Raw genomic sequence first — 17,114 nt, 5'->3', positions numbered from 1 at the left:
CCTACTTACGAATATTCCTGCGGAATATTCTCTGGCAAGTAAAAGTTTACTAATTTAGTTGCTTAACCACGCAACTAACCATACACAAACACGTTAGCAAAGATTTTGGTGCTAACTTACAATTTCAACGCAATCACTAAATTCTGTGCTTATTTGCATCCCAAAATACGCTGGAATTTAAAGCGGAACATTAAAGAATATTACGCAGGAACTTCTTACTCTTGCGGAACGTTACGCACGAATTTAGGCTTACCCAACTTCTGATAATTAAATCAATATTATAGCAATCCTCAACTTTTGGCTGATAAGCGGAATGGCAAAACGTACGGCTGAACTGTTCGCTGTTTAAAAAACTCGAAATTAGTTGTTTAAATCAATCAATTCTGATTTCACGAAAATTTAGGTTGAAAAACAAAACTAATTCTCTTTGCGGAAAAGATTGAAATAATAATTCGGAGATTTTTTTGACATTTAAGTAAAAAATGAAACAACGTCTGAAAAACAAATCGTCCGGAAATACACAAAGGAGTAGTTCGCAAAAAGAAAAAACCTTAGCTAACAATGTATATAATTTATAGCTACTTCTAGCCTACTCACGAAAAACCTCGCGGTTTTTCTATTTCAATTATTATTTGCTAACTTACTTGCTGAAACAACGCTACAAATCATATACTAAACCGTTGCCCACAATTAAAAAAAAACTCGAATGGTAATAAAGATTTTAGAAATATTGAGTATTATAATCTTACTTTTTGTAGTACTTGGTGTTCACGAATTAGGCCATTTAATTGCCGGTTTAGTTCAAGGTTTTAGGTTTGAACTTTTTGTAGTAGGACCTTTAGGAATTAAAAGAGAGGATAATAAAATAAAATTATTCCTAAATAAAAATATAGCACATTACGGAGGTATTGCCTCGACATTACCAAAAGAAGATAACCCTGAAAACAGTAAAAAACTTGCAATAATATGCCTTGCAGGACCAATTTCATCCGTTATTCTTGCTATAATTTTAGGAATAATATATTACGCATTTGAATTTCAATCCTCACATATTATTTTAATTGGTGCACTTGCATCAATAGGAATATTTTTGGCAACAACGATACCAAATAAATCAGGAACATTTTTTACTGATAGAAAGCGTTATCAAAGATTAACTTCTAATGGTAAAGAACGAGATGTAGAATTAGCAGTTTTACGGATTATAGGTAATTATGGAAAAGACAATTCTTATATCAACGTTAATCCAAACGATATTGAAACAATGATTTCAGATGAACATTATAAATATTTTGGGCTTTTTACTAAATTGACATACCAATTTGAGACCAATGGCCATTTTGAATTGGAAACTGAAAATGAATTTGAAAAAGCATCGAAGGTAATGCCAAAATCTTTAGTAAAGGCAACGAAGATGCAATTGGACAAAGTAACGAAATAACTGTGGGCAACAACGTGTATAATTAATGGCTAGTACTCGCCTACTTACGAAAATCCTCGCGGATTTTCTATTAGGTTTTTATTTGCTATATTAGTTGTTTAAACCACGCCACTAATCATACACAAAACCGTTGGCAGCAAGTTAACAAAACCCGAACTATAAAGAATGAGAGTAACGACATTTCCAGATTGGACTTTTGATTTTGACGAAACCAGAATGGGTTGGTATAATATAAATGCGACTCGAATTACAGGAAATTTAATCGGAATTGACGGAACTAATGAATATAGTGGACTTGAAAGAATTATATCTGACATTGTTGACTTTGAACTAACACAAAACCGAACTTACTCATACTGGAACAATGTATTTGCGGAAATATTCAAATCAAACGGAATAATATTTCACAATAACTTGGAATTAAAAAACCCAAATGAATATTTCAAAAGTTGGGTCATAAAATTATATAATGTTGAACTATATTTTAAAAGCTCTGAACCTGAAATTAGGCTGATTAAAAATGAGAAACGATTGTACTCAAAAAAATGGTCTGAATTTAATGGAACTGAATTTTATAAATTAATAAATGAAATAAAAACCAGCTGCCAACACCGTGTATAATTAATTGCTTGGTTCTTGCCTACTTGCGAAAATTCCTGCGGAATTTTCACGGGTTCGTAAATGTTTACTAACTTAGTTGCTTAACCACGCAACTAACCATACACAAAACCGTTAACTCTAATAAGACAGCGCAGTTTCAAAATCGGAATTTTAAGCAAAAAACAAGATATTTACGCTGGAACTGAATGCAAAAACTCACTCGAAATCTGAATTTTAAAACGTTGGACTGACAATCACTACGCACGAATTTTTACTCTTCCGATAACTATCGGAACTGGAAACTCACTCACCCGGAATTTTATTACACTGGATTTCTTAGCTCGTATGCGAAATCTGTATCGGAAAAGCAACGCTCGAATTTATACTCATAATCTGAAACCAATATCGCGGAATTTTAGAATGAGCTTCTACTCTATTCAAACTGGAATTAAATAAAAAACAAAGCAATTACTAGAGTTAACACCGTGTATAACTAATTGCTTCATTGAGCCTACTTGCGAATATTCCTTCGGAATATTCACAGGTTCGTAAAAGTTTGCTAACTTAGTTGCTAAACCACGCAACTAATCATACACAAAACCGTTGTAAGTAATGCCGAAAAACCCAGAAACCGAGTGAATAAAACGATATTTGAAATTACCAAAATGGACTGTCCTTCAGAGGAAAATCTAATCCGAATGAAATTGGACGGAATTTCAAGTATTGCGAATCTGGACTTTGATATTCCGAATCGAAAATTGACTGTTTTTCACAGCGGAGAAATTGACCAAATCGAAAAGTCAGTTATCGAACTGAATTTAGGCGGAAAAAAAATCTCAACGGAACAAACCGACCAAACGGAATTTAAAGAAAACGCAAACCAAAAAAAGCTACTTTGGTCTGTACTTGCAATCAATTTTGCTTTTTTCATTATCGAAATGACAACAGGAATTATCTCAAAATCAATGGGACTTGTTGCAGACAGTTTGGATATGCTTGCCGACAGTTTCGTGTACGGAATTAGTTTGTTTGCGGTTGGAGGAACTATAGTTAAGAAAAAGCGGATTGCAAAACTTGCTGGATATTTTCAAATAACACTTGCGATTATTGGATTTGTGGAAGTTTTAAGAAGATTTTTTGGAGACGAGAAACTTCCCGATTTTTCGACAATGATTATCGTTTCGATTTTTGCTCTTATCGCAAACGGAATTTGTCTTTACATTTTGCAAAAGTCAAAAAGCAAAGAAGAGGCTCATATGAAAGCGAGTATGATTTTTACATCAAATGACGTGATTATCAATTTAGGAGTAATAATTGCTGGAATTTTGGTAAATTGGTTGAGTTCGAGTAAACCTGATTTAATTATCGGAACAATCGTTTTTGTGTTGGTAATTCAAGGTGCATTCCGAATACTGAAATTGAGCAAGTAAGCGAAAAAGCACTACTTACAACAACGTATATAATTTATTGCTAGTTCTAGCCTACTTACGAAAATCCTCGCGGATTTTCTATTCGGTTTTTATTTGCTAAATTACGTGCTAAACCACACAACAAACCATATACAAACCCGTTAGCAAAGATTTTGGTGCTAACTTACAATTTCAACGAAATCACTAATTTCTGTGCTTATTTTCAAACCAAAATACGCTGGAATTTAAAGCGGAACATTAAAGAATATTACGCAGGAACTTCTTACTCTTGCGGAACGTTACGCACGAATTTAGGCTTACCCAACTTCTGATAATTAAATCAATATTATAGCAATCCTCAACTTTTGGCTGATAAGCGGAATGGCAAAACTTACGGCTGAACTGTTCGCAATTTAAAAAACTCGAAATTAGTTGATTAAATCAATCGATTATGATGTCACGAAAATTAAACTAAAACTTATTCTCTTTGCGCAAAAGATCGAAATTTTAATTCGGAGATTTTTTGGACATTTAAGTTAAAAATGAAACAACGTCTGAAAAACAAATCGTTCGAAAATATACAAAGGAGTAGTTCGCAAAAAGAAAAAACCTTAGCTAACAATGTATATAATTTATAGCTGCTTCTAGCCTACTCACGAAAAACCTCGCGGTTTTTCTATTTCGATTATTATTTGCTAACTTACTGGCTGAAACAACGCTACAAATCATATACTAAACCGTTACCTGCAAGCTGAATCCTAGCTATTTCTATTTTGTAATTCGAATGCACGTCGCAAATACTCTAAACTTTATTAACTAAATATCTTTAATACTTACAAAATTACCAATTTTGTATGTCTTTGATTTTATTACCTTTTTTATTATAATTAAGTATTTTTTTTAAAGTCCCATTTTCGTCACAAATAAAACCATAATACGGACCGCCCCATCTTGTATCGCAATCTATACATTTCCATTTTAAATAATTAATCAAACCGTTGGGAAAGTATTCAACCTCTATAAGAGTACCATAATCTGTAGTATAATTTTTACCACTACCTCCTATATTATAAAACCAAGCCTTAATTTTATTACCATCATACACTATCATTTGTTTTTTATCACCTTTATTATAATATATTTTATTTTTAAGTGTACCATTTTTATGATAAGATATTACTTCCCCAACAAATTCAGCTGCACGCTTTGCATCTTCCTTCTTTTTTATTTCAGCCAACCTAGCATCTTCCTTCCTTTTTATCTCAGCCAATCTTGCTCTTTCTTTACTTGCTTTTTCTTCTGCAATAGCATCGTCAATTTTAACATAGTAGGATTGCGTCTCTGTTACCAGACCTTTATCTGCTTTTGCACTTCTTTTAGAAAACTCGTCTAAACATTGTTTTGCTTTATCATAATCTTTTAAGCTGTAATAAGCCTTAACTTTTAAATTCAAAATTACTGGGTTAGTATTGCCTAATAATTCTTCAACTGTGTTTAAATTAGAAATAGCTGTGTTATAACTCCCTTTGCCATATGCTGTTTGTGCTTCGGTAAAATAAGCTCTAGCTTTAGCATCGTTGCTTTGTGCACATAATGTGTTTATACTTAGTAATAATAATAGTGTTGTTATTGCTAATTTTTTCATAAATGAATTAATATAATTGGTTTTGTTCAACTTCACGAGTATTATTCTCTACACTTTTTAGATTCATTTCTAAATCATAGATTTCAAGTTTATATACTACTTTATAAAAAAGAGTATCTGAGAAATAACCGCCATCAACACTATGAGAATAGACAATTGATTCATAAGTTTCAGAGTGAATTTCTGTTTTAGACTCATCAAAATAACAATGTCGAAAAGATTCCAATAAAACATTTCCATTTTTGTCAAATAAATAAGTCTGGTTATATAGTTTAATATCTTCCCATTGAAGATTTTTTGTTTCAATCTTCATTTTGGCAACAAAAAATTCCCCAAACTTTCTAAACCCTATAAATTTGTTCTTTGGAAAAATTAAATCACTTGAGCCTTTTCTTCTTAAATTTTCTTCTCCGTCTATAATTTCTAATTCATTTTTGGATATACTTGTTTGATTGGTGTAAGATTTGGAAGGCTGTTTAGCTTTTGTCTTCCCATTCCAAAATTCATCGTCACTATTTGTGTCTCGTACTTTTTCAGATTTTCCATTCCAGAAATCATCGTTATTACTTTTGGTCTCTTTAGAGTCATCGGATACGCCATTCCAGAAATCGTCACGAGCATTTTTATTAACAATTAAAGTTGGTTGCTTATCCTTACTTTTATCAGTATCTTTTTTCTGAAGGTCAGCTATTTCATTTACAACTTCCTTTTGCCTTTCACTTAACCGCTTTATTCGACCCTCTACATTTGAGCAATAATCTCCAGTTTGTCCTATTGAATTTTCTAATCTAGTTAATTGTTGACATTTTTGTTTAAGGCCCAATCGTTGAATTTCATAAAGAGCCTGTTCTATATCTTGAATTTTTTTATCTAGTTTTTCTCTAGTTGGATATAAAACAACATTTAAAGGCGAAAGTTTGTTAAAGGTAGTTTCAAATTGCATCCAAGATTTATTGTAATCGACTTTTATCTTTTTAATTTCTTCTGATATTTTTTGTTTTCTTTTTTGTTCAGAAGTCAACTCTTTAGACTCAAGAGTAACTTCTTGCGCAAATAAATTAATTGAAAATAACAGAATAAATACAATGGAAATTTTGAATTTCATCATAAAATAATTAATAGCTTGATTTGCAATTTATAACAAATCTTTTATTTATTTTGAATACTAAAGTGAAATATCCAATTCTATAGAAATTAAAACCAAAAGCCAGCAGGTAACACCGTATATAATTTATTGCTAGTTCTAGCCCACTTACAAAAATCCTCGCGGATTTTCTATTCGGTTTTTATTTGCTAAATTAGGTGCTTAAACCACGCAACAAACCATATACAAACACGTTAGCATACATTAGGAAATGAACATCGAATGGAACCATTTTAAGACAATAGCTGATGGCGAATTTTGCGAAATAGAAGGAATTAATATTTGGGAATATAAATGGAAATCTGACTATGAAACAATTTTTGTGAAAGACCCACTTTATGGAGAAACAAAATCACTAAATCGATTTTGGATTGAGCTACCAAATAAGGAAGTGGAATTTGTTGCTGGCGAATTCTCAAATTGTGTTTGGGGAATTTATACGAAAACAAAAAAAGGGACAGAAATAGAAAATAATAGAAAAAAATTTATGGAAATTAAAGGGTTTCTCGACAAATATTTCCCTGAAAATTATACCGAATCTAAAGAATATGAAAACTGTTTCCATATAACTGTTTATTCACAAGAAAAAGAAGAATCATCTGTTTGGTTTGAATTTGACATTGGAAACTCTGAATTAATTGTTGGATATGGAATTAGTCATATTCATTATGGAAAACAATACGGACAAGATATATATGAAGGATTAAATCGTTTGTTAGACTTTTTTACTGTAAAAATGAAAAGAACTGATTTTTACAAAGGAAAAGTGAATTTTAAGAATGTTTATGAAATTCAGAAAAAAAATGAATCTTATAAAAATTTAGGAACGAGTTCAATGCTTTTCTTATATCCATTTTGGAAAAAAACAACTAAAAAAGTAACTGAACATTCTGAATTGATTAAAGATGAAAATATTATAACTGAACTTGAACAATTGAGAGAACGAATAAATAACGTATGCTAACAACGTGTATAATTAATTGCTAGGGCAATTGCCTACTTGGAAAATTCCTTCGGAATTTTCTCTGGATTGTGATTGTTTACTAAATTAGTTGCTTAAACACGCAACTAACCATACACAAACACGTTACCTTTAATTGAAAACAAACATTCTGCAATCAATGAAAAATTGGGAAACCGAACTTAATGACTTTGGATTTAGCCATATTCCAAACAAAACTGAAAATGAATTACGACTAATTTTAAGCAAATTAGGAAATGTCATTAATGAAACTGACGTTGTCGCAAATTCCGAAAGCAAAAGTTTAGTAACATCTGATAAGTTTCTCGATTTTCATACTGACAACCATTTAGCGAAATACATTATTTGGCATTGTCAAAAACCAGCAGAAAAAGGTGGATTTTCTATGTTATGCGATGCCGAAAAAGTTTATGCAGAACTTAATGAAACTGAAAAAGGACAGCTTTCTAAAATCCACGTTTACGAACATAAACTATATCCTGAGAATAGAAACTCTAATCCAATAGTTCGTGAAATCGAGGGAAAACGAAAATTCTATTACTCATTTTGGTTAGCACGAGAAAAATACCGAGAACTTCCCGTTTTCAAAAAATGGAGAAATTTAATACAAGAATCTGAACACATAAGGTTGAAACTCGAACGAAACGATATTTTAATAATTGACAACCATAGAATCTTCCACGGAAGAACAGAAATAACGGGCGAACGCTTTTTAAAAAGATATTGGCTCAATCCAAATTATACTAATTCAAAATTTATTATCAATGCAAAAGACAGTAGTACACACAGCAACTAATCTAATTTACCCAGACCCAATTAGCACAGAGAGAATTTCGTTTCTAATCAATGTAAAAGGTATCGCGCCAGAAGTAGCAGAATTGGACTTTGAACTTCTGAAACAAAAATTACAAGACGAAGAAGAAGGAATGGGCTGGAATTTTGAACAAGTTGATAGCGCAGAAATTGAATACAAAAGATACTTAAACCTTTGTATGAAATATGGAAAAGGAATTGTACCAAATAAAATAATGGACCAAACTTGGCATTATCATATTTTGGACACAAGGTCTTATCATAAAGACTGTGATAAATTATTTGGTGGTTATATGCACCACTATCCATATTTCGGAATGCGTGGCGAACAAGACGCTGAAGATTTAAAAAACTCTTTCGAGAATACTAAAGATTTATATCTTGAACTCTTTGACGAAGAAATGGCTCGTGATGAACACAATAAATGTTGGCACGATTGTGAAAACAGATGCTGGAACGCTTGTCCTTCAAAATAAACATCGTGCGAAACAACTAAAGGTAACAATGTATAAAAATAATAGGGCGATTTTGGCTTAATTAAAAGGTCTTTTTGTGTCTGCAAAGTCGCCCTTTTTTTGTTTTAGCTTTTAATTAATGTAAATTGTAAAACCAATAAAACAAAAAAATGGCTTGTGGCTCAACCGAATGGAAACAGCCTACTTTCTGCCCTACTATTCTTATACCAGACCGTTAGGCAACATTAGAAACAATGAATTCCGAATTGAAAAAGTTCTGTGAATTCTAAAAATTTCGATTACCTTAGTTCTCTTGAGCTTTAATAATTGTTAGATTCAAAAAAAACTCTAAATCATAAAAAAATATCAAGTATTGAGAGAGTTAGCCTATAAAATTAATATACAGTGATTTAGAATAGGATGTAAAATGAATACAAACAAACTTTTAATAACTTCTTTACTATTAGCGTTTATTGCTGGATTAATGGTATTTATTAAACTAAGCCATTATTTTTGGACCACAAAATTTGATGCCTTAATTTATTTAGCTATAATTTTGGTTTTAATTGCTATACTATCAGCTTTAACAGCCTTTGTACAATCATCAATACAATTTTACACCACTCAAAAATTTGAATGGAATTGGCTATTTAGTTGTATACTAGTACTCCTTTTTGCTATTGGGTTTACATACTATTTAATGAATAACTAATCTTACAAGAACCATTAATTCTAAAATAAAAAAATATCTACATCTATTTTTATGAAAACACTTTTTATTTGTCTATTTCTATTAACAACCATTTGCAACGCCCAAAATAATACAATGAAAAAAACCAACACAACCGATTTAGAAAAATTGAACCTAAAAGGAAATGTAAAGAGTGTAAACGAATTTTCGCAAGTATTACACGTAGATGATGCACCGTCTATTGAAAATGTTAAAACGTTTAATATAAACGGATTTTTAACAAATGAAACCATCTATTATCTTGGTAAAGAGAGAAGTACTGAAGAATATACATATTTAGACGGAAAATTAAAAACCAAAGTTGAAACACTATTAACACTCAATGGCTATAAAACTACATACAAATATGCCTACAAAGAAAATGACATTACCGTAGAAGTATTTGAAGATGATGAATTAGTAGAGTCGTCGATTAAAAAAACAGATGAAAATAACAATATCATATATTCTAAAGACAGTAACCTTTTATTTAATACATACTGTGAAAAAACATACAAATACGACAAAAACGATAACTTACTGTTAGTAACCGAAGATTACTACAATGAAGATGGTAAAAACTACAGCAATACAATAAATTATGAATATGAAGATGCATTACTGATTAAAATGCAGCATTCCAACTCTATTTCTAATGACAATGTAGGTTTTACAGAGCAATATTATTACAACAACTTAAATAAGTGTACAAAAATAAAAGTTTTTAAAAATAACGAATTAGATAACAAGCAAACCAAAGTGTACAATAATGGTTTATTAACAGAGCATCATTTTTATGAAAATGAAGATGAAATAAAAGTTATAAAATACGACTATGACCAAAAAGAAAATATCATCAAACAAACGATTAATGAAATATCTTCTGTTGCAACTATAACAACTATTGACACATTCGAAATAGCCTATTATAACGAGTAATAATATTGGAATTTAAAAAAAGGTGAAAGGTACTTTAATTAGTAAATTAAAAAAGAAAAACGTTGCCTAACAATGGCTATAAGTAATTGCTGGTTCTCGTCTACTTCTGAAAATCCTCTCGGATTTTCAGTTTGGTGTGAACTTGCAAAGTTAAGTGATAAACCACGCAACTACTCATAGCCAAAGCCGTTGGCAACAAGCTGACAATTCTACTCATTTGGAAATTCGGTACAAATATTGTACATTTGTTTGTACAAAATATTGTACATTTAAATTTAATCATTATGAGAGCAATAACTATTTCCACTCTTCGCAAGAGTATAAAAAAACATTTTGACTATGTTTCAAAGTCAATGGAAGTGATAATTGTACCTAGAAGTAAAGGGGACGATGCAGTTGTTATAATGTCTATTAACGAATATAATTCATTGAAAGAAACAGAGCACTTATTATCTACAAAGGCTAATAGAAATAGACTAATGGAATCAATCGAGCAAATCGATAATGGAGATTTAGTTGAATACAATGAAGATGAAATTGAACTAGCTCTTTAATGAATATAGATTTTACTGCACACGGATGGGAAGATTTTAGTTACTGGATAGATACTGACAACGATACTGCAATTAAAATAAAAGAACTTATAAAATCTATCAAGCAGAACCCATTCAAAGGTCTTGGTAAACCAGAACCTTTAAAACACGGACTGAAAGGGTTTTGGTCAAGAAGAATAACAGGAGAACACAGATTAGTTTATAGAGTATCTGGAAAAAAGGGTGTTGACCAAAAATGCACCATTATACAATGCAGATTTCACTATGACGACAAATAAAAGCCAGTTGCCAACACCGTATAAAAATAATTGCGGTTTAGTGCTTAATCAAAGGTCGTTGCGTGTTTGTAACGTCTGATTTTCCTTCGGAAAATCCTCGCATACAAACCCGCAACTATTCTTATACATAAACGTTACCCAACATTTGAGAAATGAGAACTGAAATAAAATATTTAGAACTGAAAAGTGGATTTTCTGGAAATGGACCAGCTTGGATTGGATTAGTTTCTTATTCTAAAAGTGGAAAAACAGTTTACTTCAATGGAATAGCATTTCAAAGAATTGGAAGTGACCGAATTCAGGGAAATTTTTATGATATAGAAAGTGGAGATGAATACTGGATTTCTGGAGTTAAAAAAGATATGACTGACCGACATAAATTTGGCGGAGGAAAAATCTTTGTGGAAAAACGAATTTTAAATGAGTATTTGCAAATTATAGGTAAAACTGAATTGCCAAAAGCTGATTTCGAATTGACTGAAGTCGAAACCGAAAAACCAGTTGAACGAATTAACGAATTAGAAAACGAGAAAATTAAGCCGACTGAATTTAGTGCTGATTTATATTGGAAAGAGCCTAATGAATTGACTAATGACGAAATTGAATATGTTATTTCAGAATTAATTGCTGACGAGAAAAATGCAAAATATAATAAACCTCGTAGGAGCTTTAAAAAAGCAAGAATTGAATTAGAAGCGGAATTAGAAAAGCGTGGAATAAAAAACGTCTGATAATGTTCTGGAATAAAAAGAAAAAACGGATTGAAAAAGTTGAACTGACTAAAAATGGATTTCAGGTCAATTTCGATGAAGAAATTACTCAATTCAAATGGTCGGAAATTGAAAAACTGACTGGTTTTTTATTTGGACAAATTACTTATGACGATGTTTGCTTACGAATCGAATCTGAAAACAAAACGTCTATAATATCAGAGGAATTTCAGGGTTGGAGAAATTTTATGAATGAATTATATAAGCAAATTCCTGAACTGAATGAGGAATGGGAAAGAATAATGTACAATCCACCTTTCGAGAGAAAAGAAACGGAATTTTATAACCGAAATAAAAACGTTGGGTAACAACGTGTATAATTAATTGCTTGGTTCTTACCTATTTGCGAATATTCCTGCGGAATATTCACAGGTTCGTAAATGTTTGCTAAATTAGTTGCTTAACCACGCAACTAACCATACACAAAACCGTTACCTACAATTTAAAAAAATGGACAATCTTAAACCGACTTGGAAAGTATCTGAAAAAGAGATTTTGACTAAATTCTCTTTCTTACAATCTGAATTTGGATTTCCGAAATTTAAGAAAAAGTGGATTAAAGATGAATATTCCATTTCATCAAAAAAAGCTAATATTGAATTTTCAACAACGATTTTTAAATTTGACTCAAGCACACCAATAATCGGAATTACAAATCATTCGGAACCCATTGATTTTAATCACGAAATCTATCCAACGAATTTTTATTGGATTCATAACCTTGACGAAACTGGCGGATTGAAAATGATGACGGAAAATGGACGAGACTTTGTTGAAATTTATATATCTGAATGTGCTGAATTATTAAAAAGTAAACCGAATATATTAAGCGGAATTACAACTGATTTTAAATGGAATAAAAAACTGTAGGTAACACCGTGTATAATTAATTGCTGTATTCTTCTCTACTTGCGAATATTCCTGCGGAATATTCACGGGTTCGTAAAAGTTTGCTAACTTAGTTGCTTAACCACGCAACTAACCATACACAAAACCGTTACCCACAATTAAGCAAGACATCAACTAAAAAAGGAATATGGAAGAATCAGAAGAACAATCAGGCTTGGAAACTGTAACTGACGCAATAGGCGATTTAGTTTCTGGTGTACCTGCACCGATAAGAAAAAACTTCTTTAAAGCTTTTGCTCAATTGTGTACTGCTGCTATTGATATTCCAGTCGCAAAAATGGAAGGAGTTGCTAAAGAAATAAGAGCTGCATCTAGTGCGAGAGTCCAAATAATTGAAAAACAAGGGGAACAAATAGCTGAACAGTTAGACATTCCAAAAGAGTATGTTATTAAAGCATCGGAGAAATTCGCTTCTAAAGTTGTAAAAGAACAATTGAATCTTGACCAAATAACACTAAACGCTGCTAACAATTTAAAGCAAGAAGATTCTGAAAATGAACAACAAGCTTCGAAAGAAGAAATAAGTGACGATTGGCTAAACGAATTTGAAAATTATGCCAAACTTAAATCTTCTGAGGAAATGAAATTAGTTTTCGGAAAAATTCTTTCAGGTGAAATAACTAAACCAGGTACATTCTCGATTAGAACTGTTCGTTTAATTTCACAACTTGATAATCAAGCTGCAAAATTGTTTCAACTTTTATGCTCGCAAAGCGTATCAATGTATATTGGAAAATCTCATATGCTAGATGCCAGAGTTGTGTCGTTCAGTGGAAGTCCAGCATCAAACTCACTAACAAAATATGGTTTGTCATTTGACAATTTGAATGTTTTACAAGAATACGGATTAATAATTTCAGATTATAACTCGTATATGAATTACGCACCTTGCGTTGCAAATGACGGTATACATCTTGCAGCTACTTTATATTTTGGAGAAACTCATTATGGACTTATTCCAACCGACAAAGAGAAATACGATAAAACAGTAAGATTAAACGGTGTTACTTTTACAAAAGCAGGTAAAGAACTTAGAAAAATTATTCCATTAAAAGACGCATCGAATTACAAAAAAGATTTGGATGAGTTTTTCAATAAAAAGCATTTGAAATTAACTAAAATATAAAAATAACTGTGGGTAACAATGCATATATTTTATTGCTAGGTTCTAGCCTGCTTACGAAAGTCCTCGCGGACTTTCTATTCGGTTTTTATTTACTAACTTAGTAACTTGATCACGCAACAAACCATATACTAAACCGTTGGCAACAAGCTGAAAAAAATCCCGAATGAATCAAAATCTGGAACAAATATTTGAATTAGAAACTGCCGAAAAATATAACGAGGCGTATTCTGAATATCAAAAACTGATTTCGGAAAATAATGCGGAATTTGAAACGTGGAAATATTATTTCTTCTTTTTGTGGTCTATGATTGAAGATGTTAATGGACAATTTAAGAAAGATATTGATTTACGAACTGAATTGGAATCTGAATTAAAAAATGGACTGAATAAATACTCGGAATTGGCTGAATTCAATTTTATTGCTGGATATACAATTTCAATTTTCCCTTACGAATTTGGAGATTACGAGGAATTGGAAATTAAAGGGAAAGAAATGCTTAAAAAAGCGTTTGAATTGGAACAATCTAATCCGATTTATGAAATGGTTTATTTAGGCTCAAAAAGTCTGAATGAAAAAGAGCAAAGTTTATATAAAAAGGCTTGTGCTGAATCAAAACTGATTTTAAAAACAAAATATAACGGAAAAGGATTATTGAACGAATATTATAATCAAGTATTTAATCGTGAATAAAAAAGCCAGTTGCCAACACCGTGTATAATTAATTGCTTGGTTATAGCCTACTTGCGAAAATTCCTGCGGAATTTTCACGGGTTCGTAAAAGTTTGCTAACTTAGTTGCTTAACCGCGCAACTAACCATACACAAAACCGTTGTGCACAATGCGAGCAACGAACTCACAAAGATAAATTATAAATGAAAATAGTAACTTTTATATTAGTTTTCACCTCATTCATACAATTAAGTTTTGGACAAAATGAATTAGTAAAAGTTGATACTATTTATAGTTCTGACCGAATTGCACACAGAATAATAAATTATAAATCGGAAAGTAAATCTAATCATTTCGAATTGGCGTTAAAATGTAAAGTGAAGGCTGATAGTTTACTAAAAGCTCATTTTAACTTGGAGTTTTTTAATGACTACATATTTTTAGATGCTGAAGGTAGCAGATGGTATAATGTCAATAACAATTCGAGAACAACAGAATTATTCAATTACAAAAAGGAAACACCAAAAAAAGTTGAATTGGTCTATTCAATTTTAAACAAAAACAGTGACTTCTTTAACTTAATTGAAATCACACTTGACTGCGAAAATGAAATAAAGATTGTAAACTCAATTGGAATTCCTAAAACAATGAATTACAAAATAAATATTGACTATAATCAAGCAATGAAAATTGCGAACAAGAAAGGATTTAAGGAAAATAAAGGTTCCGAAGATTACGAAATTTACTCTGCGGATTTAGAAAGTCTTTCTCTAGATTTTAGTTATAAAAACAATTATCAATGGATTATTCATAAGAATATAAAAAGGAAATTTGGAAAGCAATTAGGTAGATGCTCTTCCGCTACGACAACTTCAAAAGCACTATTTATTAATGCAGAAAGTGGAAAAACAAAAACTAAAAAAAGTAAATCCGTTAGAAGTGTATATTGGTTCTGAAAAAAGCACTATGCACAACACCGTGTATAATTCATTGCTAGTTATAGCCTACTTACGAAAGTCCTCGCGGACTTTCTATCTGTGATTTATTTGTTAACTTTAGTGCTTAAACACGCAACGAAATCATACACAAGACCGTTGGCAACAAGCTGAAAAATGAAAATAAAATCAACATTCATATTAATTTTAACGATATGTTTCATACAAATATCATTTGGTCAGAATGCTCTGAAAATAAAGAAATCTGAAGATTCTCGATTGATTAAAATTTTAAATAATTCTGAACTAATTGGAGAAAATAGTGAGAATTATTTGTCTGTAAGAATATATACAATTGACAACGGAACTGGAAGCGCAGGATTTGAAAGCTCTGAAGTTTCTCATAATTTATTAATTGCGGTTTCAGAATTTGACGAAGAACCGAATCAAAGTCTTTTCGAAATCGGACCTTTTTATAATCCAAAGTTTGTAAAATGGACTGATAAAAAAAAGTACGAAAAAGAATTTGAAATTGAATACGGAATTTATAGCAACCGAAAAACTATAAAACTGAAAATAAATATTAACGAACTGAAAATGGGAAAATAAAACCAGTTGCCAACACCGTGTATAATTAATTGCTGGTTTTAGCCAATTTACGAAAGTCCTCGCGGACTTTCTATCTGTGATTTATTTACTAACTTTAGTGCTTAAAACACGCAACTAATCATACACAACAACGTTGTAACACATACGTGTGAAAATTCTCGATTTTCAAGAAACCTTTATAATAATTTTGAAGAAAGTAACTTTTAAGTTACTTTTGTGATATGAATAAAGTTAGAGAAGTTATTGCATACAAGCATTATTTTGAGGAATTTCTTTCTACTCAAACTACAAAAGTTCAAGACAAAATATTTAAAGTCATTGAAATTATAGAAACTTATGAAAGAGTTCCTTCAAATTATTTGAAAGCAATGACTGGAACTAAAGGACTTTACGAAGCTAGAATTAAATTAGGTTCTAACATTTGGAGAGTTTTTTGCTTCTTTGACAATGGAAAACTTGTTGTTTTATTAAATGGATTTCAAAAGAAAACCCAGAAAACACCAAAAAAAGAAATTAGCAAAGCTTTAAAACTTATGGAATCATATTATGAAGATAAAAACAAATAAAATGGAAACTAAAAGCTGGAGAGAAATTAAAGATTCTGTTTACGGAAAAAAAGGAACTGAACGTAGAGACGAACTTGAAAGAGATTTTGAATCTTTTAAAATTGGATTGCTTCTAAGAAAAGCTAGAGAGGACAAAAATCTAACTCAAGAACAACTTGGAGAGTTAGTGGATAAAAAACGAACTTATATCTCTAGAGTTGAAAATAACGGGAGTAATTTGACTTTAAAAACTTTATTTGACATAGTTGAAAAAGGGCTCGGAGGAAAAGTGAATATTTCAATTGAAGTTTAAGTACGTGTTACAACAAAGTATAAATTTTATTGCTAGCTAATTGCTCACTTGCGAAAATTCTAGCGAATTTTCTAATCAGTGATTATTTGCTAACTTTACGCTAAACCAAACGCAACAAACTTTATACAGAGCCGTTGCCAACCATTTGAGAAATGAACTTTCCTGAAATAGGTTGACTAAAAATTAAGCAATTAATTACAGTCACTTATGAAAACAACAAATGAACACTGGCGAAAAAAAAGCTACC

Annotated in this window: 21 protein-coding genes; 19 read left to right on the top strand and 2 right to left on the bottom strand. The window is 31.1% G+C overall.

The genetic code is table 11. The features are described from left to right. Positions 1–706: 706 nt before the first annotated feature. From C8N41_RS16225 to C8N41_RS16215, 3 genes are all read left to right on the top strand, one after another. Complete coding sequence (locus C8N41_RS16225) at positions 707–1,441, top strand: site-2 protease family protein (RefSeq protein WP_115840032.1); 735 nt, start codon at positions 707–709, stop codon at positions 1,439–1,441. Positions 1,442–1,606: 165 nt separating this feature from the next. Next, entirely contained in the window at positions 1,607–2,062 is a 456-nt protein-coding gene (locus tag C8N41_RS16220) for a hypothetical protein (protein ID WP_115840031.1), read from the top strand. Positions 2,063–2,676: 614 nt separating this feature from the next. Then, positions 2,677–3,471 carry a cation transporter gene (locus C8N41_RS16215; protein WP_170137144.1) on the top strand — a complete coding sequence of 265 codons (795 nt, stop codon included), beginning with the start codon at positions 2,677–2,679 and terminating at the stop codon, positions 3,469–3,471. Between the two features lie 820 nt (positions 3,472–4,291). On the opposite strand, the gene C8N41_RS16210 is transcribed toward C8N41_RS16215, so the two are convergent. Continuing rightward, on the bottom strand, positions 4,292–5,095 hold the full coding sequence (locus C8N41_RS16210) for a hypothetical protein (protein ID WP_115840029.1): 804 nt from the start codon (positions 5,093–5,095) through the stop codon (positions 4,292–4,294). 7 nt (positions 5,096–5,102) lie between these two features. Beyond that, positions 5,103–6,203: a hypothetical protein gene (locus C8N41_RS16205; RefSeq protein WP_147298976.1), complete on the bottom strand. Its 1,101-nt coding sequence runs from the start codon at positions 6,201–6,203 to the stop codon at positions 5,103–5,105. Between the two features lie 247 nt (positions 6,204–6,450). Between C8N41_RS16205 and C8N41_RS17085 the strand changes: the two genes are divergently transcribed. From C8N41_RS17085 to C8N41_RS16125, 16 genes are all read left to right on the top strand, one after another. Next, the gene (locus C8N41_RS17085; protein ID WP_211318213.1) at positions 6,451–7,203 is read left to right on the top strand and encodes a hypothetical protein; all 753 of its coding nucleotides are present in this window, start codon (positions 6,451–6,453) and stop codon (positions 7,201–7,203) included. Positions 7,204–7,360: 157 nt separating this feature from the next. Beyond that, positions 7,361–8,017 (top strand): TauD/TfdA family dioxygenase, encoded by a 657-nt coding sequence (locus C8N41_RS16195; protein WP_115840027.1) that lies wholly within the window; start codon positions 7,361–7,363, stop codon positions 8,015–8,017. Next, positions 7,986–8,510, top strand: a complete 525-nt coding sequence (locus tag C8N41_RS16190) for a glycine-rich domain-containing protein (RefSeq protein WP_115840026.1) — start codon at positions 7,986–7,988, stop codon at positions 8,508–8,510. The genes C8N41_RS16195 and C8N41_RS16190 overlap by 32 nt, the downstream gene beginning before the upstream one ends. A gap of 406 nt (positions 8,511–8,916) precedes the next feature. Beyond that, positions 8,917–9,201: a hypothetical protein gene (locus C8N41_RS16185; protein WP_092447527.1), complete on the top strand. Its 285-nt coding sequence runs from the start codon at positions 8,917–8,919 to the stop codon at positions 9,199–9,201. 114 nt (positions 9,202–9,315) lie between these two features. Further along, the gene (locus C8N41_RS16180; RefSeq protein ID WP_115840025.1) at positions 9,316–10,158 is read left to right on the top strand and encodes a hypothetical protein; all 843 of its coding nucleotides are present in this window, start codon (positions 9,316–9,318) and stop codon (positions 10,156–10,158) included. A gap of 284 nt (positions 10,159–10,442) precedes the next feature. Next, entirely contained in the window at positions 10,443–10,712 is a 270-nt protein-coding gene (locus C8N41_RS16175) for a type II toxin-antitoxin system Phd/YefM family antitoxin (protein ID WP_115840024.1), read from the top strand. After that, positions 10,712–10,990: a Txe/YoeB family addiction module toxin gene (locus tag C8N41_RS16170; RefSeq protein WP_115840023.1), complete on the top strand. Its 279-nt coding sequence runs from the start codon at positions 10,712–10,714 to the stop codon at positions 10,988–10,990. Before C8N41_RS16175 ends, C8N41_RS16170 begins: the two co-directional genes overlap by 1 nt. Before the next feature lie 152 nt (positions 10,991–11,142). Continuing rightward, a complete protein-coding gene (locus C8N41_RS16165) occupies positions 11,143–11,721 on the top strand; it encodes a hypothetical protein (protein WP_211318212.1) in 579 nt (192 codons plus the stop codon). A 2-nt stretch (positions 11,722–11,723) separates the two neighbouring features. Beyond that, positions 11,724–12,068, top strand: coding sequence for a hypothetical protein (locus C8N41_RS16160; protein ID WP_115840022.1), 345 nt, complete (start codon positions 11,724–11,726; stop codon positions 12,066–12,068). A gap of 142 nt (positions 12,069–12,210) precedes the next feature. Next, entirely contained in the window at positions 12,211–12,630 is a 420-nt protein-coding gene (locus tag C8N41_RS16155; RefSeq protein WP_115840021.1) for a hypothetical protein, read from the top strand. Positions 12,631–12,796: 166 nt separating this feature from the next. Continuing rightward, positions 12,797–13,795 (top strand): DUF2806 domain-containing protein, encoded by a 999-nt coding sequence (locus tag C8N41_RS16150; RefSeq protein WP_115840020.1) that lies wholly within the window; start codon positions 12,797–12,799, stop codon positions 13,793–13,795. A gap of 163 nt (positions 13,796–13,958) precedes the next feature. After that, positions 13,959–14,486: a hypothetical protein gene (locus tag C8N41_RS16145; protein WP_115840019.1), complete on the top strand. Its 528-nt coding sequence runs from the start codon at positions 13,959–13,961 to the stop codon at positions 14,484–14,486. 182 nt (positions 14,487–14,668) lie between these two features. Next, positions 14,669–15,421 (top strand): hypothetical protein, encoded by a 753-nt coding sequence (locus C8N41_RS16140; protein ID WP_115840018.1) that lies wholly within the window; start codon positions 14,669–14,671, stop codon positions 15,419–15,421. 156 nt (positions 15,422–15,577) lie between these two features. Beyond that, positions 15,578–16,009 (top strand): hypothetical protein, encoded by a 432-nt coding sequence (locus tag C8N41_RS16135; protein WP_015479982.1) that lies wholly within the window; start codon positions 15,578–15,580, stop codon positions 16,007–16,009. 221 nt (positions 16,010–16,230) lie between these two features. Continuing rightward, complete coding sequence (locus tag C8N41_RS16130) at positions 16,231–16,575, top strand: type II toxin-antitoxin system RelE/ParE family toxin (RefSeq protein ID WP_115840017.1); 345 nt, start codon at positions 16,231–16,233, stop codon at positions 16,573–16,575. 1 nt (position 16,576) lies between these two features. Beyond that, entirely contained in the window at positions 16,577–16,867 is a 291-nt protein-coding gene (locus tag C8N41_RS16125) for a helix-turn-helix domain-containing protein (RefSeq protein WP_115840033.1), read from the top strand. The last annotated feature ends 247 nt before the right edge of the window (positions 16,868–17,114 follow it).

It is taken from the genome of Winogradskyella sediminis, assembly GCF_003387355.1.
In the GTDB taxonomy this organism is placed as follows: Bacteria; Bacteroidota; Bacteroidia; order Flavobacteriales; family Flavobacteriaceae; genus Winogradskyella; species Winogradskyella sediminis.
This window is presented reverse-complemented; position numbering and strand designations above follow the sequence as displayed.